The organism is Erwinia tracheiphila, from assembly GCF_021365465.1.
GTDB classification, from domain to species: domain Bacteria; phylum Pseudomonadota; class Gammaproteobacteria; order Enterobacterales; family Enterobacteriaceae; genus Erwinia; species Erwinia tracheiphila.
Genome location: NZ_CP089932.1, coordinates 2,650,181 through 2,671,135, shown reverse-complemented (window position 1 = coordinate 2,671,135; position 20,955 = coordinate 2,650,181). Strand labels below are relative to the sequence as shown.

At 50.6% G+C, this 20,955-nt stretch carries 15 protein-coding genes, 3 tRNA genes and 5 pseudogenes; 8 read left to right on the top strand and 15 right to left on the bottom strand.

The features are described from left to right. Positions 1-97: 97 nt before the first annotated feature. Positions 98-1,312, bottom strand: coding sequence for an IS91 family transposase (locus tag LU633_RS14155; RefSeq protein WP_046371879.1), 1,215 nt, complete (start codon positions 1,310-1,312; stop codon positions 98-100). Between the two features lie 8 nt (positions 1,313-1,320). Continuing rightward, positions 1,321-1,656 (bottom strand): hypothetical protein, encoded by a 336-nt coding sequence (locus LU633_RS14150; RefSeq protein ID WP_052734695.1) that lies wholly within the window; start codon positions 1,654-1,656, stop codon positions 1,321-1,323. 211 nt (positions 1,657-1,867) lie between these two features. On the opposite strand from LU633_RS14150, the gene LU633_RS14145 reads away from it, so the two are divergent. Next, entirely contained in the window at positions 1,868-2,908 is a 1,041-nt protein-coding gene (locus LU633_RS14145) for an IS481 family transposase (RefSeq protein ID WP_046371791.1), read from the top strand. Between the two features lie 147 nt (positions 2,909-3,055). On the opposite strand, the pseudogene LU633_RS14140 reads toward LU633_RS14145, so the two are convergent. Further along, positions 3,056-4,193: pseudogene (locus tag LU633_RS14140) on the bottom strand (IS3 family transposase); the annotation flags it as partial. Positions 4,194-4,559: 366 nt separating this feature from the next. On the opposite strand from LU633_RS14140, the pseudogene LU633_RS14135 reads away from it, so the two are divergent. Next, positions 4,560-5,761: pseudogene (locus tag LU633_RS14135) on the top strand (IS256 family transposase). A 271-nt stretch (positions 5,762-6,032) separates the two neighbouring features. Here the strand turns inward: LU633_RS14135 and tnpA are convergent. The 6 genes and pseudogenes from tnpA to LU633_RS14105 form a co-directional block, all read right to left on the bottom strand. Continuing rightward, a pseudogene (tnpA, locus tag LU633_RS14130) lies at positions 6,033-6,463 on the bottom strand (IS200/IS605 family transposase). Between the two features lie 163 nt (positions 6,464-6,626). Further along, positions 6,627-8,039 (bottom strand): pyruvate kinase PykF, encoded by a 1,413-nt coding sequence (gene pykF, locus LU633_RS14125; protein WP_016169818.1) that lies wholly within the window; start codon positions 8,037-8,039, stop codon positions 6,627-6,629. Positions 8,040-8,394: 355 nt separating this feature from the next. Further along, positions 8,395-8,471, bottom strand: a tRNA-Val gene (locus LU633_RS14120). Between the two features lie 7 nt (positions 8,472-8,478). Further along, positions 8,479-8,555: transfer RNA gene (locus tag LU633_RS14115), tRNA-Val, on the bottom strand. Positions 8,556-8,559: 4 nt separating this feature from the next. Further along, positions 8,560-8,636: transfer RNA gene (locus LU633_RS14110), tRNA-Val, on the bottom strand. Between the two features lie 148 nt (positions 8,637-8,784). Next, positions 8,785-10,158 carry an MATE family efflux transporter gene (locus tag LU633_RS14105; protein ID WP_016169817.1) on the bottom strand — a complete coding sequence of 458 codons (1,374 nt, stop codon included), beginning with the start codon at positions 10,156-10,158 and terminating at the stop codon, positions 8,785-8,787. A gap of 278 nt (positions 10,159-10,436) precedes the next feature. On the opposite strand from LU633_RS14105, the gene LU633_RS14100 reads away from it, so the two are divergent. Then, positions 10,437-11,090: a riboflavin synthase gene (locus LU633_RS14100; protein ID WP_016169816.1), complete on the top strand. Its 654-nt coding sequence runs from the start codon at positions 10,437-10,439 to the stop codon at positions 11,088-11,090. A gap of 216 nt (positions 11,091-11,306) precedes the next feature. Here LU633_RS14100 and punC read toward each other — a convergent pair whose 3' ends face one another. Beyond that, positions 11,307-12,488: a purine nucleoside transporter PunC gene (punC, locus tag LU633_RS14095; RefSeq protein ID WP_016169815.1), complete on the bottom strand. Its 1,182-nt coding sequence runs from the start codon at positions 12,486-12,488 to the stop codon at positions 11,307-11,309. A gap of 113 nt (positions 12,489-12,601) precedes the next feature. Here punC and punR point away from each other — a divergent pair, with 113 nt between their 5' ends. Both punR and LU633_RS14085 read left to right on the top strand, forming a co-directional pair. Continuing rightward, positions 12,602-13,507, top strand: a complete 906-nt coding sequence (gene punR / locus LU633_RS14090) for a DNA-binding transcriptional activator PunR (RefSeq protein WP_016169814.1) — start codon at positions 12,602-12,604, stop codon at positions 13,505-13,507. Positions 13,508-13,741: 234 nt separating this feature from the next. Beyond that, on the top strand, positions 13,742-14,782 hold the full coding sequence (locus LU633_RS14085; RefSeq protein WP_046371813.1) for an IS481 family transposase: 1,041 nt from the start codon (positions 13,742-13,744) through the stop codon (positions 14,780-14,782). A 60-nt stretch (positions 14,783-14,842) separates the two neighbouring features. Here the strand turns inward: LU633_RS14085 and purR are convergent, their stop codons facing one another. Beyond that, complete coding sequence (gene purR, locus LU633_RS14080) at positions 14,843-15,862, bottom strand: HTH-type transcriptional repressor PurR (protein ID WP_016169813.1); 1,020 nt, start codon at positions 15,860-15,862, stop codon at positions 14,843-14,845. A 271-nt stretch (positions 15,863-16,133) separates the two neighbouring features. Here purR and cydH point away from each other — a divergent pair, with 271 nt between their 5' ends. After that, positions 16,134-16,223 carry a cytochrome bd-I oxidase subunit CydH gene (gene cydH / locus LU633_RS26235; RefSeq protein ID WP_152664164.1) on the top strand — a complete coding sequence of 30 codons (90 nt, stop codon included), beginning with the start codon at positions 16,134-16,136 and terminating at the stop codon, positions 16,221-16,223. Between the two features lie 44 nt (positions 16,224-16,267). Here the strand turns inward: cydH and LU633_RS14075 are convergent, their stop codons facing one another. Further along, positions 16,268-17,074: a C40 family peptidase gene (locus LU633_RS14075; RefSeq protein WP_040465347.1), complete on the bottom strand. Its 807-nt coding sequence runs from the start codon at positions 17,072-17,074 to the stop codon at positions 16,268-16,270. A 368-nt stretch (positions 17,075-17,442) separates the two neighbouring features. On the opposite strand from LU633_RS14075, the pseudogene LU633_RS25950 reads away from it, so the two are divergent. After that, positions 17,443-18,037 (top strand): annotated as a pseudogene (locus tag LU633_RS25950) (Arm DNA-binding domain-containing protein); the annotation flags it as partial. A gap of 174 nt (positions 18,038-18,211) precedes the next feature. Continuing rightward, positions 18,212-18,598 (top strand): CCDC90 family protein, encoded by a 387-nt coding sequence (locus LU633_RS14070; protein ID WP_233485065.1) that lies wholly within the window; start codon positions 18,212-18,214, stop codon positions 18,596-18,598. A gap of 34 nt (positions 18,599-18,632) precedes the next feature. On the opposite strand, the gene LU633_RS14065 is transcribed toward LU633_RS14070, so the two are convergent. From LU633_RS14065 to LU633_RS14055, 3 genes and pseudogenes are all read right to left on the bottom strand, one after another. Continuing rightward, positions 18,633-19,673, bottom strand: a complete 1,041-nt coding sequence (locus LU633_RS14065; protein WP_046371797.1) for an IS481 family transposase — start codon at positions 19,671-19,673, stop codon at positions 18,633-18,635. A 462-nt stretch (positions 19,674-20,135) separates the two neighbouring features. After that, positions 20,136-20,285, bottom strand: a complete 150-nt coding sequence (locus LU633_RS14060; RefSeq protein ID WP_016169809.1) for a hypothetical protein — start codon at positions 20,283-20,285, stop codon at positions 20,136-20,138. Positions 20,286-20,354: 69 nt separating this feature from the next. Next, positions 20,355-20,759 (bottom strand): annotated as a pseudogene (locus tag LU633_RS14055) (IS4 family transposase); the annotation flags it as partial. Between the last annotated feature and the right edge of the window lie 196 nt (positions 20,760-20,955).

Sequence of the window (20,955 nt, the reverse complement as noted above, 5' to 3'; positions counted from 1 at the left end):
GTCTGTAATGCAGTAATGATGTGCCATCGGGAACGTTATGGTCATAAAATGGCATTTGCGGCGCGTTTTTAACCTGAAAGCTGTTTTTCAGACGCACTTATCCCGCAGTCTGTGCCAGAAGCCATCGTTTCCGGTCGATGTTATGCAGTCTTTCTGCCACCAACTCCGACGCGTGCCTCCCGGCCTGCGCACTGCTGAAGCGCAGTCGGTTGCCGCACAGAATGCATTTGTACGGATCCGTGCGCAGAAATTCTTTCATCAGCGCGGCGAAGCCGGGCTTCTCCGGTTTTTTCCGCGCTTCCATCTCCAGGGCTTCATACACCTTCGGCAGCAGGCTACCCCGTTTACGGTTTGATAAAAAACCGTAATAACGCACCATCTTAAAATGCTTCGCCGGGATATGGCTGATATAACGTCCGATCATATCTTCCTGCGTCAGCGTCTGCTGCCGGTACTGCTGCGTACGGTGGTCGTAATAGTGGTGCACCACCGCGCCGCCGCTGTAGTGCCTCAGCTTCGCCGCCGACACGGGGGGCCGTTTCAGGTACCGGCCCAGATATTTGACGCTCCGCCAGGCCCCCCGGGTCTTCTTCGCGAAGTGGACCTTCCAGCGGCGCCCGTACTGCGCCTGCAGATAGCGCAGCCACTGTTTTTTGTCGTGGATATGCCCCAGCCCCGGCAGCCTGCCGGGGTTAATCAGGTCATAGCTGTGGCGCAGCAGCCGGATGACGGCTCCGCGCCAGATTTCCTCCACGGCATGCTTTTTAAAGAAGAGGTCGCGCCATACGCCGTGTTTAATATCAAGCCCGCCGCGGGTGACGGAGAGATGAATGTGGGGATGCTGGTTGAGCTGGCGACCGTAGGTGTGCAGGGCGCAGAAGATACCGACTTCCACACCCTGTTTTCTGGCCCAGCGGAGCATGGCGCGGGTGGCTGCGCGGAACAGGGCATTGAGCAGAGGCCAGTTATTGTTGAAAAAGGGCCACAGCAGATGGGGCATGGTGAAGGTGATATGCTGCCAGTCGCAGTCGGGCAGAATTTGCTGTTGCTCTGTAATCCACTGCTCCGTGGCCTTATGTCCGCAGGAGCTGCAGCCTTTTGATTTACAGGTCTGGCAGAAGAAGCGGGTGTGGGTGCAGTCCGGGGAGGCGCAGCAGTATCGCTTCACCCCCATGGCAGCAGTGCCGCAGGCGAGCATGCGCTCGACGCAGAGTACGGTCCAGGGGCTGAGGGTGTCCCCGTGTTTATCCATATACCGGTTCCAGGCGTCATCAGTGGTGAACAGCAGTTTTGCCGGGCGCGGGATATACATGCGGCGGATTATCGCTCTGCAGTGGCACCGGTATTATAGTGCCAGTCGTCACAGTCATCGGCCCAGTTGTCGGTGTGTTTATCCCAGGGAGCGAAGGTCACCGGCAGCATGCCGGATTCTGTGGCGATAATAAACACATCGGCTGGCATGGACTCAAGGACGACATCGCCGTCGGGTGAGTCAGGCGGCTCAAAGCCGCGGATGATGCAGACGAGAGGCGGGTCGAAGTGTGTATCGAGGAAAAACTGTGGCCCCAGGTGGACACAGTGACGAATGGCATCCTGCGGAGTGTCGTAAAAAAACTCGTCGGGGTCGTCATAATCGCTCCGGGGCGGAATGGACACCAGAAAACGCTTAGGATATCCGGGTATAGCGCGTCGGGACGAGGGCGTGGGTTTACGCTTTCTGGGGGCTTTGCTACGGGCAATGTGAATGATTTCCTGAGAAATTAACTGTATTAGTCGCGACTTGATCTGACACTGGACCTTGAAAGGTTGAGAGTTACCGGTTTTGATATGGGTGTCTAATCCTTAAACAAAACGCGAGGTAACTCTCATGATTCATACTAACAATCCCATCATCAAACACAAAGCCGGCCTGCTCAATCTCGCCGAAGAACTCGGTAACGTATCAAAAGCCTGCAAGATCATGGGCGTGTCACGCGACACGTTTTACCGTTATCAGGAACTGGCTGCTGAAGGCGGCATCGATGCGCTGATTAACCAGAACCGCCGCGTCCCCAACCTGAAGAACCGCGCCGACGAAGCCACTGAACGCGCTGTTGTTGAATATGCCGTTGAGTTCCCGGCCCACGGGCAACACCGGACCAGTAATGAGCTGCGTAAAAAAGGCGTGTTTATCTCCGGTAGCGGCGTGCGCTCCATCTGGCAACGGCACGACCTGGAGAACTTCCGTAAACGCCTGAAGGCACTTGAGGAAAAGGTCGCCAGAGAAGGCATCGTGCTTACCGACGCTCAAATCGCAGCGCTGGAGAAGAAGGCCCACGATGACGAGGCCAGCGGAGAAATCGAAACTGCTCACCCGGGTTATCTCGGGTCGCAGGACACCTTCTACGTGGGCAATCTGAAAGGTGTGGGTCGTATCTACCAGCAGACGTTCGTGGATACGTACTCGAAAGTGGCACACTGCAAGCTGTATACGAGTAAAACGCCGATCACCGCCGCAGACCTGCTCAATGATCGCGTACTGCCGTTCTACGAGGCTCAGGGACTGCCGATGCTGAGGATCCTGACCGACAGGGGAACGGAGTACTGTGGTAAGGTGGAGCAGCATGATTACCAGCTGTATCTGGCCATCAACGATATCGACCATACAAAAACGAAGGCGATGTCTCCGCAGACGAACGGCATCTGCGAGCGCTTCCATAAAACTATTTTGCAGGATTTTTATCAGGTTACGTTCCGTAAGAAGTTATACGAAGACCTGGAGAGCCTGCAAACGGATCTGGACAACGGGTTGTGGCATTACAATAATGAGCGAACTCATCAGGGAAAAATGTGCTGCGGGCGTACGCCAATGGCCACGTTACTTGATGGTAAACGAGTCTGGGCAGAAAAAAATCTGAACCAGATGTAATCTGACAGACACCTGTATAAATAACCGGTAACTGTCAGATCAGGTCTGAGCTAGTACAAATTAACATACCGCAGAGTATAAAGCCGCGTGACGGCCATGAACACTATCGGAACGGCAAAGCCGTGACGCTCGCCCTGTAAGGGCGCTACGTTCGTGGAACAGCCGCTCTGATTCATTTGGCGTTAAGCCGCCGTTATTCCAGTGAGGCCTGAGAGCACTGTAGTACCCCGTGATATATCGGATTATCGATAACCGTGCTTCCCCTAAGCTTTCGTAGCCCGTCGTTGGTACCCATTCACTCTTCAGTCTACGGAAGAACCGCTCCATCGGACTGTTATCCCGGCAGTTTCCCCGGCGACTCATGCTCTGTGTGCTCCGGTAGCCCCACAGCATCTGTCGGTACTGACGACTGGTATAATGACTCCCCTGAACACTGTGGAACATCACGCCTGATGGCCGCCCCCGTAGCTCCCATGCCATCTGAAGTGCTTTTATAGTGAGGTCTGAGTCTGGTGAGTACGACAGCGCCCAGCCCACCGGTTTACGGGCAAACAGAGCCAGCACCACGGCCAGATAAGCCCACCGTTTGCCCGTCCAGATGTAGGTCACATCACCGCACCAGACCTGATTCGGTTCTGTCACTGCAAACTGCCGGGCAAGAAGATTCGGGATTTCAACATGCTCATTGCCCCCACGTTTGTATTTATGCCCCGGTATCTGACAACTGGTGATACCCAGCTCTTTCATCAGTCGACCAGCCAGCCATCGACCGAGTTGTACGCCCTTTGTCGTGACCATCGTGGCGATACTTCTGGCACAGGCGGAACCCCCACTGGCGTTCCAGACCTCGCTGACCAGACGGCGTTTAACGGCACGGTCAGCATCAGGCTCAGTACTGTTTTTACGTGTGTAGCGATAACTGCTGCGGTGAACACCGAACAGTCGGCACAATGAGGCAACCGGGTAATGCGCCCTCAGACTGTCGATTATCGAGAACTGTTGAGGGAGTCCGACATCAAGAGCGCTGTAGCCTTTTTTAGGATTTCGTTTTCCATTTCAAGGCGCTGTATACGTTTTCTCATTTCCCTGAGTTCAGTTTGCTCAGGAGTGACAGGCAGCCCCGATGTTTTTTTCCCTGACGCTGCAGACGTAACGATTTTACCCACCGGTTGATGGCAGAAAGACTGACATTCATCGCCTTAGCAGCTTCACCGTGTGTGTAGTGCTGGTCGAGGCCCCGCTTTGCCGCTTCAAGTTTAAATTCAGCAGTAAATACCTTGCTCATTGGTTCACCTGTGAAATTTTGAGGTGAGCATATCACCTCAACTCAGGTGGCCAAATTCAGTGTGTCACTACAGATGAAAGGCCAGGAACTTAGCCAGAAGACGTCGAATGCCCTTCTTAGGGATTTACTGTAAAGCTGATTTCCCGAAAGGTAGTGATGACTTTACCTCATGAGGATGCGTCAACAGCCTCAGAAGAAGTCACCCTCTGTAGTGTAAGACTCAAAATCAGTAACAAGGAGGCAGAGCTGAACCTGATGGCAGTGCCTCAGGAGAGGGTTAAAATTTGGCAGTAAGAGCCAGTACATAGATTTGTGTAATTGCCTGATTTTGATATGTTCAATCCAGCATCAAAAGCAGGTTAATTTATGGACGAAAAACAGTCGCAGGCCCTGGCTAACGAACTGGCCAAAAATCTCAAAACTCCTGACGATCTCAGTCAGTTTGAGCGCCTGCTGAAAAAAATCAGTGTCGGGGCGGCGCTCAACGCCGAAATGACCCGTCCCCCCGGCGACGATAAAAATCAGCCCAGACCGGCGACCAACGCCTGCAACGTCCACACCCAAAAGACGGTTATCACCGGCGATGGCTCGCCGGAGCTGCGTATACCGCGCGATCGTGATGGCTCCTTTGAACCGCAACGGGTGAAGAAAAACCAGACCCGGAGCACCGGGATGGATAACCCGATCTTATCGTTGTACGCCAAAGGGATGACCACCGGCGAGATAGCGGCCGCATTCAAAGAGCCGTATGACGCCGATGTCTCGCCAGCGCGGGTCTCAAAGGTAACTGATGCCGTCATGGTGCAGGTCACCGGATGGCAAAACCGGCCACTGGATGACGTTTGTCCCATCGTTTACCCTGACTGCATCGTCCTGAAAGTCCGGCAGGACAGTCGCGTCATCAATAAATCCGTGTTCCTTGCCCCGGGTATCAACATCGAAGGCCAGAAAGAACTGCCGGGTATGTGGCTGGCTGAAAATGAAGGCGCGGAGTTCTGGTTGAACGTGCTGGCGGGGCTGAAAAACCGTGGCCTGAACGATATCCTCATCGCCTGTGTTGATGGTCTGAAGGGCTTCCCGGACGCTATCAACGCGGTGTATCCGCAGGCCCGCGTCCAGCTGTGCGTCGTGCATATGGTGTGCAACAGTCTGCGGTTCGTCTCCTGGGAGGGCTACAAAGCCGTCACCCGTGACCTGAAAGCCATCTGTCAGGCCCCCACGGAAGAAGCAGGGCGCGGGAAGCGTTCGCCGGCACCCGGGACAGCCGCTACCCGCAGATAAGCCGGAGCTGGCAGGCAAACCGGGCCAGCCTGTTGACGTTCTTCGCTTACCCGGCAGACATCCGCAAGACGCTCGACACGACCAGCGCCATCGAGCCGCTGAACAGCGTGATCCGGGATGCCATCAAGAAACGGAAGGTGTTCCCGACTGACGACGCAGTGAAAAAGGAGGTGTGGCTGGCAATCCAGGCCGCATCACAGAAATGGACGATGCCACGGAGGGACTGGCGTATGGCGATGAGCCGTTTTATTATCGGGTTCGGTGACCGCCCGGACGGCCACTACTGAGAAAAGGCATTTACATAGAATCATGTAGAGGGTCTGGATACACGCTTTCTCTGAAATGTTTTCCATTGACTGCGTTGTCCCCGATGGAAACAGTGCTGTTTGTTAGACGCCTGAGTAACCCGCAAGGCCATTCTGTTGCTGATTTTCTGCTGTTCATGTGGCACTGCTTTTCAGGCAGGGATACGTAAAAAACCACCTGCATAGCAGGTGGCATTGATTTCGCCCCACAGGGGCGCGCTAAGTCCAGACTCAGAGAGCCTTCCCTTCACACTTATTTCAGTGGAAGCTGGCTATCTTCAACTTCATGTTTTTCCTGATACTTCACGTACTTTCTTATCATTTCTTCGTTTGTACCTACGGTATCGACACAATAACCTCTTGCCCAAAAATCATTCCCCACTGCTTGTTCTTACGCAGGCAGGGAAATTTACTGAACAATCGAAGGGCTGTTTTACCCTTTAAGTCGCCTGTTACATGGGAAATCGAAAGCCGTGGAGGCACTTTTACCCGCAAATGGACATGGTCTGTCTGGACATTCAGCTCCACTACTTCTATCCCGGGCTGCTCACCTGAGATCCTTATCTGCCCACAGACCTCTTTACCAACATTGTTACTAAGGATGCGAAACCGGTACCTGGGTGTCCATACGATATGATATTGACAACACCAGAACACATGAGATGCTTTCTGGAATCTACTCATGGTTAAATCCCTGACAGTTATAGGGATAACAGATTCGGATTTTCCCATGAGTAGCATGACTGGCAGAGTCAACTTATTGCTGACCACCTCCACAGGAGGTGGTGTTCATGCAGGGATAAAAAAGCGCCCGTAAGGGCGCTTGAAAGAGAGGCACATAATCTGACTAGAGCAGATGTACTGACGCAGTGTTAGTGGTCCCGCTCGGTACCAGAGCACCAGAAACCATCACAACCACATCTCCTTTCTGAGCAAATCCGCTGGCAATAGCCGCTTCTTTACCAAGGCGATAAAAATCGTCCGTGGAGGCGATTTCTTTCACTACGGTGGCGACAATACCTTTGCTAAGGATAAGTTGACGTGCGGTCAGTTCATTGGTGGTGAGCGCAAGTATTGTGGCGTTGGGGAAGTATTTACGCACAGACTTGGCTGACTTTCCACCTTCAGTGGCAACGACAATTAACGGAGCCTCAAGATTTTCTGCCGTTTCGACAGCACCACGGCACACTGCTTCGGTAATGCGCATTTTACGGTTGTCGTGCTGAGAATCGATTCGACTTTTCATCACGCGGTCGGTTCGTTCGCAGATGGTCGCCATGATAGTGACCGATTCAAGTGGATATTTCCCCTTGGCGCTTTCGCCTGAAAGCATAACCGCATCAGTACCGTCCAGGATGGCGTTGGCTACGTCGCCGGCTTCCGCACGCGTAGGACGCGGATTTTTAATCATGGAATCCAGCATCTGAGTCGCGGTGATAACGACTTTGCGGGCGCGGTTACATTTTTTAATCATCATTTTCTGCGCGAAAATGACTTCTTCAACCGGAATTTCAACGCCCAGATCACCGCGAGCTACCATGATCCCGTCAGATGCGTCCAGAATCTCGTCAAAGTTGTTCAGACCTTCTTGGTTTTCAATTTTGGAAATAATCTGAATATGTTCACCGCCATGCTGCTTGAGATGCTCACGAATCTCAAGCACGTCAGAGCGTTTACGAATAAACGAAGCCGCAACAAAATCAACACCTTGTTCACAGCCAAAAATCAAATCACGCTTATCTTTTTCAGCCAGAGCAGGAAGCTGGATTGAAACACCTGGCAGGTTTACACCTTTGTTTTCACCCAGGTCGCCGTTATTTAACACCTTGCAGACAACGGTGTTTTCAGTGACGTCAATCACTTCCATACCAATCAGTCCATCGTCGACCAGCACGGTATTACCAATCTTGAGGTCGTAAGCAAAACCTGGATAGGTAACAGCAACGCGTTCGTGGTTGCCCATAACCGATTGATCGGTGGTAAAGGTAAAGGTCTGACCTGCTTTCAGCGCAGCATCAACGCCACCTTCAAGCTTCATGGTGCGTATTTCCGGGCCTTTAGTGTCCAGCAAAACAGCGGCCTGGTAATTTGTTTTAGCCATCACTGCACGCAGATTAGTGATGCGTTTGCCATGTTCTTCGTAATCTCCGTGGGAGAAATTCAGACGCATAACGTTCATACCTGCGTCAAGCAGATTGGTCAGCGTTTCTTCAGATTCGGTTTTGGGCCCGATGGTACAAACAATCTTGGTCTTTTTCATGACGAGTTATCTGTTAAGTTGTGATGGATGAGAAAAATGGGGCTCCGGTGCCGGATGTACGCCGGGAGAGATTTTTTGCCTTAGCGGCGAACTTCGATACAGAATGGATAACAATTGATAAGTGTGTGGGAAAGGTTTTAACGGGAACACAATATGGTCTTGCACAACCCACTATCGTTTTTTTGAGAGGATAAATCATCCGCTGGAACCATTCAGATGAAACAACGTTTCGCATTATAGTCGCTAAAAATGCTAAAACCAATTAAAAAGGTTACTCATGGAAATGGTAAAGTTTGTTTCAGATCAGATTGTTGCATAAAACTAAAGGGCAGGGGACCACAGCGATGATCAGGTCTGGTGTGTTCTGGAGAACTCGGACCTCCTATCCCCACCATGTTAAGGTGATGCTCTAACCAACTGAGCTAAGAACACAAAAACTTGGTGCGTCCGAGTGGACTCGAACCACCGACCCCCACCATGTCAAGGTGGTGCTCTAACCAACTGAGCTACGGACGCACTATGGTGCGTTCTAGAGGACTCGAACCTCCGACCCCCACCATGTCAAGGTGGTGCTCTAACCAACTGAGCTAAGAACGCACTCTGACTGTCCTGATGACAGCGGGGAAGAATATTAACGACAGCCTTGACGGCTGGCAAGCAGAAATCCGCTTTTTTCACGGTGACTGCCGATCAACTGTGCGAAGTGCGGCAATTTTGAACACAGCGCGGTTGAACTGGTCAAAAATCAGTGTTCTGCTCGCTGCAAAATCTGTTCAGCGGGTAACCGTTGAATGTGCTTAATACGCCACACCATCATCAGCGCGGAAGAGGTCAGTCCGATGATAAAACCAATCCAGAAGCCAGCCGGCCCCATGGCAGGAACAATCCAGTCGGTCTTTGCCAAAAGATATCCTGTGGGTAAGCCAAGCAGCCAGTAAGCGATGAAGGTAATAAAAAAAATAGAATGGGTTTCTCTGTAACCACGCAAAATACCGCTCCCAATAACCTGGACAGAGTCAGAAAATTGGTAAAGGGCGGCAAGCAGCATCAGCTGTGCTGCCAGCGTAATCACCGCGGGATCATTGTTATAAAGAAGTGCAATGGGCTCACGAAAAATAATCGTCAACAATGCCGTCAGCAACGCCACGGCCATGCCAACGCCCTGCGCGGACCATGCGGCGACCCGCGCACCGTCAACCGATCCCTCGCCTAATCTGAAACCGATTCGTATGGTGGTGGCAACGCCCAGCGAAAGAGGCAGAACAAAGACCAGTGAGCTAAAGTTCAATGCTATCTGGTGGCCGGCAACCTCCACAATGCCCATTGGGGAGACCAGCAACGCAACGACCGCAAACAGCGTGACCTCAAAAAACCAGGCAAGGGCAACAGGCAGGCCAAGCTGTAAAAGCCGCCATAATACCTTGCCGTCAGGAAGACTAAAACGATTGGTTAAGCGGATATCGCGCATCGAGGCAGCGCGGCTTACCCAGTATTTCATCACGATAAACATGATCCAATAGACCGATGCGGTAGCCACGCCACAGCCGACGCCGCCCAGGGCGGGCATACCAAAATGACCATAAATAAAAATGTAATTCACGGGAATATTGACCAGCAGGCCAATGAATCCCATTACCATTCCCGGCCTTGTTTTAGACAGCCCGTCACACTGGCATCGGACAACCTGAAAGCAAAGATAGCCTGGCGCTCCCCACAGCAACGCGCGCAAATAGCCGACGGCTTTGTCGGCAAGACGTGGGTCAATATTGTGCATGGCGCGAATAATAAACCCGGCATTGTAAAGCACGATCATAATCAGTAACGCGCTGAATAAGGCCAGCCAGTAGGCCTGACGGATCCGGTAAGCGATGTGATCGCGGCGACCAGAACCGTTGTATTGTGCAATTACTGGCGTGAGTGCAATCAACAGTCCATGACCAAGTAAAATAGCTGGCAACCAGATCGAGGTGCCCACAGCAACCGCGGCCATGTCGGTGGCGCTCACTGCCCCTGCCATTACCGTATCGACAAATCCCATTGCGGTCTGAGCAACCTGGGCGAGGATTATCGGTATAGCCAGCGCTAAGAGCTGACGTGCTTCTGTAAGATACTTCTGCACAAATACACCTTATTTTTATCAAGAAAGAGGAGATCCAAATTACGGCAGGCACCATTATCATTTTATAAACGGGCTGGCTGATATTATCCGCAAGAAAGTACGTGCTGCTATTTCTGCCCCAGACAGATTGCAAAATAAATCATCTCCAGAACAGGGGCGTAGTGTAATGTCGAGCAGATAAATAACCAACCGACTGCATCATCAGAAAACCGACATTTGGTTTTATTTAACAGCCAGGGCAAACTGACTGGCGGAATAATACAACTGAGGCCTTAACTATGTTTACCGGTATTGTGCAGGGCACCGCAGAGGTGCTGGCAATTGAGGATAAACCCAATTTTCGGACACACCTTGTTCGCCTTCCCACTGAAATGTTACCGGGACTGGAGCTGGGCGCATCTGTTTCTCACAATGGCTGCTGTTTAACGGTAACGGAAGTGGATGGCGATCGTGTCAGTTTCGATCTGATTAAAGAGACATTGCGTATTACTAATCTCGGTGATTTACAGCCGGGCGATAAAATCAATGTTGAACGCGCCGCAAAATTCAGTGATGAGATCGGTGGCCATCTTATGTCCGGCCATATCATGACTACGGCGGAAATCAGTAAAATTCTTATCTCAGAAAACAACCGTGAGCTGTGGTTCAAACCTCAGGACGCGGAGCAAATGAAATATATCCTTCACAAGGGGTATGTTGGCATTGATGGCATCAGCCTGACCGTAGGGGATGTAACTGCGACGAAATTTTGCGTGCATCTTATCCCGGAAACGTTGGCGAGAACCACACTCGGCAGTAAGCGTCTGGGAGACAGGGTAAACATTGAAATCGACCCTCATACTCAGACCATTGTTGATACGGTTGAGCGAGTGCTGGCACAGCGTGAAGCGGCAGCGATTGCAGCAGGAGTTGAAAGATCGCTGCAGGTGTAAGACCATCCTGGCCGACGGTCAACTAAGTCGGCCTGTACATTCACGTTCACCCAGAACAGGAAAATATATCTGCATCGCAGGTTATGACAGCTTCCGTGCTGATGTTGAAATAATGCATCCGGGCATCGGGACGGAAATAACGTTGTCCGCACCGTAACAGGTTGTCAGCGCCTTTAATGCGCCGTCGTTTGTGGACTGAATATTGCCTCAGCATGCTCACTTCACCTCTGCAGGAAATCTTTTATCATCTGCCCCTGCCCATTGCAGAAAATAACCGGGAATAACAAGAAACACGGTTGTTAACATGACAAGTGAGGTTGTCAGAAGTGGTGTACTGATAAATCTTGATGTCATCAGACTGGCGAGAAAACATAATCCAAGTTGCAGAGTATTTTGCAGTGCAGCCGCTTTGCCGCTAGCCTGAGGAAAAGGCAGTAATGCGTTCGCGACTACCAACGGATAAATTGCACCGTTTGCCAGCGCCATCAGACAAAAAGGAGTCAACAAACCCGTTAACGATGGCGCATCCCTCCTTGCAGCTATGAAAAAACACAGGATACTGAGCGCGTAAATCGCCAGAAGCCAGGGAAGAAGTGTGCCGCTTTCAATATATCTGAGCAAGGTACGGCAGCCGTATCCCCCAATTAAAAAGGCCAGCGTTTGTGGCAGGTAGCTCAGGCCAATATCCGCTGCTGTCATTCCCAGTTCGTTCAGAATAAAAGGTGATGCCGTTAGCCAGGTAAAAAAGCTGGCTGAACAGGCAGCATAAATCAACACGTTGCCGCTATAAATCGGCGATCTCAGTAACGTGCTGAAGCGAACGGTTTCACCGGCAGAAACCTGCCTGCGGGCTGGAGTGGTGATGCGCATTGAACAAATCAGCAGGCAAAGAGCAATCAGCAATAACACAATAAAAATGGCTCGCCAGTTGAAATGATTGAGCAGCCATGCACCGAGTAAAGGAGCAAGCGCCGGAGACAACGCAACCAGCGGCATGATAGTGGCAAAAATCCGCTTTGCCTGCGCGGCAGGATAACGGTCAATCACTAATGCCTGCCAGCTTACTGCGGCTGCACAAATGCCTAGCGCCTGCAAAAAACGCCACGCCAGCAACGCTGTCGCTGATTCTACCCACCACATAGCCGCGCAGCTTACCGCAAACACGCTGAGTCCCATCAGCAGCACGGGCTTACGGCCTGCCCTGTCGGAAAGTGCTCCCCAAAACAGCTGTCCAGCGGCAAAGCCAGCGAGAAACAGGCTGAGACTGGCACCAATCATTCCGGGTGCAGTACCCAATTCGTGTTGCATTGCACCAAATGCGGGGAGGTACATATCGGTGGCAAGAAAACCAATAATACTCAGCAGTGCCAGATAAACGGTAAATCTTTTTGATGGCATTTTTGTGGCTCTATTATTAATAAAAATAAAGGTTACGGAGTTTACCGAACTGGCAAAATGCTTGTGAAACGGTAATATTTGCTTTCTCCATTCAAAAATATTGCAGGCGTAATATGTGGTCGGAACACTCTTTGGAAGTGATTGATACGGTGGCCCGAACAGGGAGCTTCACTGCAGCCGCGAGCGAGCTGCACCGCGTTCCCTCTGCTATCAGCTACACGGTGCGTCAGCTCGAAGAGTGGCTGACTGTACCATTGTTTATAAGGCGTCATCGGGATGTTGCGCTAACAGAAGCCGGTAAGCATTTTGTTCAGGAGGGTCGTGCTCTTATCAAAAAAATGCTCGTTACCAGAAGGCAGTGTCAGCAGTTGGCCCATGGCTGGCGTGGGCAAATCAATATTGCCGTTGACTGCATTGTAAAACCAGCCCGAACTCGTCAGTTAGTTGTGGATTTCTATCGACACTTTCCCGATATGGAATTACATCTTTTCGCGGAGGTGTTCAACGGCGTATGGGATGCGCTCGCAGATGATCGGGTTGAGGTCGCCATTGGTGCGACACGGGCTATTCCGGTTGGCGGTCGCTTTGCTTTTCGGGATATGGGCATGCTCAGTTGGCGTTGCGTGGTAAAGGCAGGACATCCACTGGCGGAACTGCGCGGTGTGGTTGACGAAGAGGCAATAAGGGCGTGGCCTTCTCTCGTGCTGGAAGATACTTCCCGCGCTCTGACTAAAAGAACCACCTGGACACTGGATAATCAACGTCGAATGGTGGTGCCCAACTGGGAAAGCGGTATTGACTGCCTGTTAGCCGGAATTTGTGTTGGCATGATACCCGCGCATCTGGCAGAAACCTATATCGAAAGCGGGGCACTGAAGGAACTGCAGCTGGCGGTGATGTTTCCGCAAAGTCCCTGTTGCGTTAGCTGGGCAGAGCAGCTCACTTCACCCGCACTAAACTGGCTGCTTGAATATCTGGGGGACACGACGACGCTGAACAGTGAGTGGCTGCATAGTTAAGCCGTCAGCCTGGGTGGCAACATGGTCATCGCCAGTCACTGGCGTGTTTCCTTCCTGTCCCATCAACGACCAGACTCCGCAGTATTTCAACGGGGTCTGGTGTGGCTGAATGGATGAAATATCAGCATCATCTGTATTAGTCGCGACTTGATCTGACACTGGACCTTGAAAGGTTGAGAGTTACCGGTTTTGATATGGGTGTCTAATCCTTAAACAAAACGCGAGGTAACTCTCATGATTCATACTAACAATCCCATCATCAAACACAAAGCCGGCCTGCTCAATCTCGCCGAAGAACTCGGTAACGTATCAAAAGCCTGCAAGATCATGGGCGTGTCACGCGACACGTTTTACCGTTATCAGGAACTGGCTGCTGAAGGCGGCATCGATGCGCTGATTAACCAGAACCGCCGCGTCCCCAACCTGAAGAACCGCGCCGACGAAGCCACTGAACGCGCTGTTGTTGAATATGCCGTTGAGTTCCCGGCCCACGGGCAACACCGGACCAGTAATGAGCTGCGTAAAAAAGGCGTGTTTATCTCCGGTAGCGGCGTGCGCTCCATCTGGCAACGGCACGACCTGGAGAACTTCCGTAAACGCCTGAAGGCACTTGAGGAAAAGGTCGCCAGAGAAGGCATCGTGCTTACCGACGCTCAAATCGCAGCGCTGGAGAAGAAGGCCCACGATGACGAGGCCAGCGGAGAAATCGAAACTGCTCACCCGGGTTATCTCGGGTCGCAGGACACCTTCTACGTGGGCAATCTGAAAGGTGTGGGTCGTATCTACCAGCAGACGTTCGTGGATACGTACTCGAAAGTGGCACACTGCAAGCTGTATACGAGTAAAACGCCGATCACCGCCGCAGACCTGCTCAATGATCGCGTACTGCCGTTCTACGAGGCTCAGGGACTGCCGATGCTGAGGATCCTGACCGACAGGGGAACGGAGTACTGTGGTAAGGTGGAGCAGCATGATTACCAGCTGTATCTGGCCATCAACGATATCGACCATACAAAAACGAAGGCGATGTCTCCGCAGACGAACGGCATCTGCGAGCGCTTCCATAAAACTATTTTGCAGGATTTTTATCAGGTTACGTTCCGTAAGAAGTTATACGAAGACCTGGAGAGCCTGCAAACGGATCTGGACAACTGGTTGTGGCATTACAATAATGAGCGAACTCATCAGGGAAAAATGTGCTGCGGGCGTACGCCAATGGCCACGTTACTTGATGGTAAACGAGTCTGGGCAGAAAAAAATCTGAACCAGATGTAATCTGACAGACACCTGTATAAATAACCGGTAACTGTCAGATCAGGTCTGAGCTAGTACACATCATCTATTGATAAACGGCCCGTCCGCTACTGAACGGCGTTCAATGAGGCTGGGGTAAACTTCAATAGTCTGAGACTCTTCACGCTTACTGGTAATACGGTCCAGCAACATGCTGAATGCTGTTTGCCCCAGCTGCTCTTTAGGCTGATGAATGGTGGTTAGCGAAGGGGTAAAGTAGCGTGCGTTTCGCACATTATCATACCCGATCACCGAAATATCCTGTGGTACGCGCAACCCCATTTCATCTGCTGCACAGATAGCGCCCATCGCCATCACATCACCACCACAGAAGACGGCGGTTGGTCGCTCATTTTGTGAAAGAATCTTTTGCATAGCCTGATAACCAGATTCTGGTTCGAAATCTCCCTGAACCAGCCACTCCTGGCTCAGTGGAATATTCGCTTCGGCAAGGGCTTTCAGAAACCCGGCATGACGGCCACCGCCCGTATTTCGTTCCATCTGACCAGGTATTACGCCAATATCCCGGTGACCACGTTCGATTAAATAGCGCCCGGCAAGATAACCCCCTTCGAACGCGTTATCCAGAACGGTGTCAGTAAAATCGCCACGTGGTTCACCCCAGTCCATTACCACCATCGGGATATTGCGGTTGTCTTCCAGCATAGCGATAAGTGTATCGGGATATTCGGAACACATGACTAACAGCCCATCCACACGCTTTTGCGCCATCATTGACAGGTAAGCCTGTTGCTTTTGCAGGTTGTTGTGAGCATTGCCTAAAATCAGGGTGTAGCCTTTGTCAAAACAGCAGTTTTCGACGGCTTCAATAATTTCTGCAAAGTAGGGCGCTTCGCTGGAGGTGGCGAGCAGACCAATAGTTTTAGTATTATTTACCTTCAGGCTACGTGCAACGGCGCTGGGAGAATAATGTAATGCTTTAATGGCGGCCCATACGGCATTCTTTGTCTCTTCTGCGACAAAGCGGGTTTTATTGATGACGTGGGATACGGTGGTGGTGGATACCCCCGCGTGCTTTGCCACATCTTTTATCGTTGCCATACTGACTGCTCCTGAGTGTCTCGTAACATCTTAATAAATAAATGGTTAAACGATTGCCTGAAAAGATAAAAATCAGTCCGTTGCGCGTCATTCAGGCTGCATGGCGCAGGAATTAAAAAAGGGAAAAGGGTATCGTGTTGAGTGTTGCACATGGGTGAAACGTTGTCCGTCGTTTCCGGCGGCAAATTCTAGCAAGCCAGCCAGGATAAGACGAGATTTTTACGGGTAATTATGGGAAAATCCGCAATTCACTGAGAGGGAGAAAGCGTTAATGGACACCGACCTGAAATTTGCCTTATTCACATCCGCATGTGCTTTATTAATCATAACAGCATTCGGTTTGACCGCAGTTATGCATTAGCGTTGCCAGGGCCGCATTTTTTAATGCGGCCCTGTGTTTTCACGTTATCGAATTGTCTTTAGCGTTATCATACGACGTGCGCCAATGTAGTGGCGCTGCCAGTAGTCCTCGCTTAACGCACTGACCTGAATATCTTTGCCTGTTCGTAGTGACTGAATGAATTTACCGTTACCAAGATAAACACCTACGTGGTCGGCTGTGCCGCGGCCATTTATGCGGAAGAAGACCAGATCACCTTTTTCAAGGTCATCACGTTTAATCGAGGCAGCATCGCGCAGGTGATACATTTCATTTGCCGTACGTGGGATTTTAAACTTAACCAGGCCTTTGTATGCATACCAGACAAGGCCACTGCAATCAAAGCCTGTTTTGGGGGAAGTGCCGCCCCACTGATAAGGTTTACCCAGCTGCCCCATCAGCTTGTTCATCGCTGTCTCGTGTGCCTTCTGATAGCGAATACGATGAGCTTCACTCAGTTTCAACGGTGCCTCACCGGAAGTCTGCTCATCTGATTCATTAAGATGGCCGCCCCGATGATGCCCATATCGTCTTTTGTATACCGTTAACGAATTTTTTCCGGAGGGGGGCTGTGCCGTCTCTTTGGCGGGTTTGCGTTTTTTTATTTTAAATTTTTGGGCAGTAGCGGGATGTGATTTTTTGCTGCCGGAATCTTTCACTTTGCCTGAACTGGTTTTAACCGGACGGCGTTTGCGACGCTGATCTTCACGGGCAGAAGCATTATTATCGACTTTATGGTGACTGGCATTAACAGGGCTATGAGGCGATGCGTGCGCCATGTTCAGAAACAGCTGCGCCATCGCCAGCGTGATAAGCGTGATAAGTAAACGCATCGTTACCATTTAACTGTTCGTGCTCCCGCCAGGGCCAGAGCGTGGTTTAATTTAAATGTCTCTCAGGGTCATTGGTCGATTCTAATCGAACTCTTCGACCAAAGTTAAGGCATTTTTTGTTTCAAGAATACATAATGAAGAAAATCGTCAAATACGAATGTAATCAGAGAGGAGGAATGTTGGCTGTACGGGCTTGTCTTTCACTGTATTTAATTGCCCACGATAGTTAAATTATGTTATTGTTTTTTTGATGGATTTTTCTGTTTTTTGTCTTCTTTTTGATATTATTGTACAAGCATGATTATTGATGTATTCGTTAGTACATGGCGCATTGAGTACATAAAATCAGGTGAGTACAAAATATTATTATGGCTATCAGCGACACCAGGCTAAGTTCCATCTATGGTAAACCATATTCTGGCGCACCGGAAATAACAGATTCAGACGGTCCGGGAGCAAGGATTACGCCACGAGGTGTGATTAACTTTCAGTTCCGGTACAGATGGCAGGGAAAGCAACACCGTATCGGAATTGGCAAATATTCTGGCATATCTTAAGATATGCCAGAAACACAGTGGCTGATTTGCGGGAGAGCCTGGACAGAGGAATTGACCCTAAGGCCATAGTTCAGGGAAACAACGCCAGTACCAAACCATCAATTGCTGATTGTATTGGCAACAAACGTATGTTGATGTAAGCCTCAGAGAGAAAACTAAAGCGCTTTATGAATCTACTGTCATAAAGCACATGGCTGACGTGTTTCCAGGATTACCAGCAGAAGAAATACCGGTCAGTAACTGGGTTGAACTTTTTACACAAGAAGAAAAAATTAACCCACGACGTGCCAGACAACTGCTTGTACAGATGCGTTCTGCAATCAACTGGTGTATCAGGTGTCAGTGCATATCTGATTGCAGCCTGATGAAAATAAGCTCAAAGGATATTGGTGTTAAGCCATCAGTGGAGGGAATCTATGGACGTAAAAGAACCGCAAGACTGTCGTGTGCGGAGATCCGCTCGTAGAAGGTGTCTCGTAGAAGGTGTATTGAGCACCTGCCCGCGTTCTACCGCAACCGTACACTGGCGTCAATCCCCAACCCGGGTTAGAATCCCGCCCATCATCAGGAGGATTTATTTATGGCACAGGTTGCATTTGACACACTGAAATTCGTTGAAACCCTCGAAGGCGCTGGTCTGCCTAAGGAGCAGGCTAAGGCTATTTCACTGGCTGTGCGTGATTCTCACGAGGCAGTTGATGTTGCGACCCGGCGCGATCTTGACGATGCTAAAAAAGAGCTTTCATCCGAAGTTACAGTCGTTAAGCGCGACCTTGAAGATGTTCGCAAAGAGCTGAAGTCTGATATTGCTCTGGTGCGTACTGAAATCACCGATGTCCGCAAGGACCTTGAAGCAAAAATCGATAAGTTAAGCCTCCAGCTTACTGTCAGACTCGGCGGTATGCTTGTCGCCGCCATTGGCGTGCTCGCTGCACTCATCAAATGTACTAGCTCAGACCTGATCTGACAGTTACCGGTTATTTATACAGGTGTCTGTCAGATTACATCTGGTTCAGATTTTTTTCTGCCCAGACTCGTTTACCATCAAGTAACGTGGCCATTGGCGTACGCCCGCAGCACATTTTTCCCTGATGAGTTCGCTCATTATTGTAATGCCACAACCAGTTGTCCAGATCCGTTTGCAGGCTCTCCAGGTCTTCGTATAACTTCTTACGGAACGTAACCTGATAAAAATCCTGCAAAATAGTTTTATGGAAGCGCTCGCAGATGCCGTTCGTCTGCGGAGACATCGCCTTCGTTTTTGTATGGTCGATATCGTTGATGGCCAGATACAGCTGGTAATCATGCTGCTCCACCTTACCACAGTACTCCGTTCCCCTGTCGGTCAGGATCCTCAGCATCGGCAGTCCCTGAGCCTCGTAGAACGGCAGTACGCGATCATTGAGCAGGTCTGCGGCGGTGATCGGCGTTTTACTCGTATACAGCTTGCAGTGTGCCACTTTCGAGTACGTATCCACGAACGTCTGCTGGTAGATACGACCCACACCTTTCAGATTGCCCACGTAGAAGGTGTCCTGCGACCCGAGATAACCCGGGTGAGCAGTTTCGATTTCTCCGCTGGCCTCGTCATCGTGGGCCTTCTTCTCCAGCGCTGCGATTTGAGCGTCGGTAAGCACGATGCCTTCTCTGGCGACCTTTTCCTCAAGTGCCTTCAGGCGTTTACGGAAGTTCTCCAGGTCGTGCCGTTGCCAGATGGAGCGCACGCCGCTACCGGAGATAAACACGCCTTTTTTACGCAGCTCATTACTGGTCCGGTGTTGCCCGTGGGCCGGGAACTCAACGGCATATTCAACAACAGCGCGTTCAGTGGCTTCGTCGGCGCGGTTCTTCAGGTTGGGGACGCGGCGGTTCTGGTTAATCAGCGCATCGATGCCGCCTTCAGCAGCCAGTTCCTGATAACGGTAAAACGTGTCGCGTGACACGCCCATGATCTTGCAGGCTTTTGATACGTTACCGAGTTCTTCGGCGAGATTGAGCAGGCCGGCTTTGTGTTTGATGATGGGATTGTTAGTATGAAGCATGAGAGTTACCTCGCGTTTTGTTTAAGGATTAGACACCCATATCAAAACCGGTAACTCTCAACCTTTCAAGGTCCAGTGTCAGATCAAGTCGCGACTAATACACATCAAACTCCCTTTCTGACGCACCCGTACTTTCCGTCAACCATCGGTGAGCAACATCGTCATGCCGTCAAAGTGGCGGCATTGGGTTGTTACTCAGAGCAAATAATTTTTATCGACTCAATACTTATATCCCCTCCTGATATTAAGGCGTAAAAAAGCCGCTATTCTGCGGCTTTATCAATATATTCTTTGCTGGTTAACCAGTCCGGCCTCTTACCCCTGCCAGGGTTGAAGTCAATAATATCCAGCGGGCGTGGATAAAACTTCAAAGCTTTTCGTCCATCTATTTCTGCTATTTGGCGTTGACTGAAATTGTGCCATTTCTCAACCGTGTGATTCTGACACCCAGCTTTTACATATTCACCATTGGTTATTTGCATGGCCCATTAAAACAAAAGTACGATCTGGCAGGGTGGCATCGATCAGGTCAGCCCTTGCCCCTTTCCCTTGCCTCGACTCAATCCATATTTTGTGCTCTGTCAGTATTTCATTTAAATCTGTCATGTTCATTTATTTATTCCTGATATTAAGGCGTAAAAAAAGCCGCTTATGCGCTGAGGGATCCCCACTAAATCAGCGCTAATAAATCAACACCATATTTCGGTAGGTTTTGGCGAGGTGACACAGAACTGCATCCAGTGCCGCTCGTTTTAATATCAGCGGAGAGTGTCGTAAGACATTCTCCGCTAACGTCAGGAACGGGATGACCCGCCTCGATATCAGGCTGTTCGCCTGATATCTCAGATGTAATCCTTTAATTTCAGCGTAATACCCCAGTAGACACATCACCGTGGTGGCCAGTGTTGCCAGCAGACTCAACACCAGCATTCGTCCCTCTGTACCGCTATTACTGGCACGAAGACCGAAGCCGAAGCGCTCACTTTTTTCGTTCCGAAAGTTTTGTTCAGTCTGCATTCTTCTGCTGTATAACCTCATTATTTCCCGTGGCTTATAGATATCCGTGCTGCTGAAGATTAGCCCGGGGTCCTTCTCTGCTTCACGTCCATCACACTCCTGTGAGTAGCGAGCTATCTCCCTGAATTGGTTGCACAATCAGTAGATCATACTTTCTATGCCCGATCTAATTTACCCGCCCATTACTGGGGGTTCCTCAGCGCTTATGCGGCCTGTTGAATTAGTGCCGGGATGTTTAGCCACGCCCGGCGCGTGTTTTCCCTGC

What these genes read in the sequence shown, in the direction of transcription:
- punR (WP_016169814.1), top strand. Translation starts at nt 12,602, where the DNA reads ATGTGGTCGGAACACTCTTTGGAAGTGATTGATACGGTGGCCCGAACA.
- punC (WP_016169815.1), bottom strand. Translation starts at nt 12,488, where the DNA reads ATGCCATCAAAAAGATTTACCGTTTATCTGGCACTGCTGAGTATTATT.
- LU633_RS14070 (WP_233485065.1), top strand. Translation starts at nt 18,212, where the DNA reads ATGGCACAGGTTGCATTTGACACACTGAAATTCGTTGAAACCCTCGAA.
- LU633_RS14145 (WP_046371791.1), top strand. Translation starts at nt 1,868, where the DNA reads ATGATTCATACTAACAATCCCATCATCAAACACAAAGCCGGCCTGCTC.
- LU633_RS14100 (WP_016169816.1), top strand. Translation starts at nt 10,437, where the DNA reads ATGTTTACCGGTATTGTGCAGGGCACCGCAGAGGTGCTGGCAATTGAG.
- LU633_RS14085 (WP_046371813.1), top strand. Translation starts at nt 13,742, where the DNA reads ATGATTCATACTAACAATCCCATCATCAAACACAAAGCCGGCCTGCTC.
- LU633_RS14060 (WP_016169809.1), bottom strand. Translation starts at nt 20,285, where the DNA reads ATGAACATGACAGATTTAAATGAAATACTGACAGAGCACAAAATATGG.
- LU633_RS14065 (WP_046371797.1), bottom strand. Translation starts at nt 19,673, where the DNA reads ATGCTTCATACTAACAATCCCATCATCAAACACAAAGCCGGCCTGCTC.
- LU633_RS14075 (WP_040465347.1), bottom strand. Translation starts at nt 17,074, where the DNA reads ATGCGTTTACTTATCACGCTTATCACGCTGGCGATGGCGCAGCTGTTT.
- purR (WP_016169813.1), bottom strand. Translation starts at nt 15,862, where the DNA reads ATGGCAACGATAAAAGATGTGGCAAAGCACGCGGGGGTATCCACCACC.
- cydH (WP_152664164.1), top strand. Translation starts at nt 16,134, where the DNA reads ATGGACACCGACCTGAAATTTGCCTTATTCACATCCGCATGTGCTTTA.
- pykF (WP_016169818.1), bottom strand. Translation starts at nt 8,039, where the DNA reads ATGAAAAAGACCAAGATTGTTTGTACCATCGGGCCCAAAACCGAATCT.
- LU633_RS14155 (WP_046371879.1), bottom strand. Translation starts at nt 1,312, where the DNA reads ATGTATATCCCGCGCCCGGCAAAACTGCTGTTCACCACTGATGACGCC.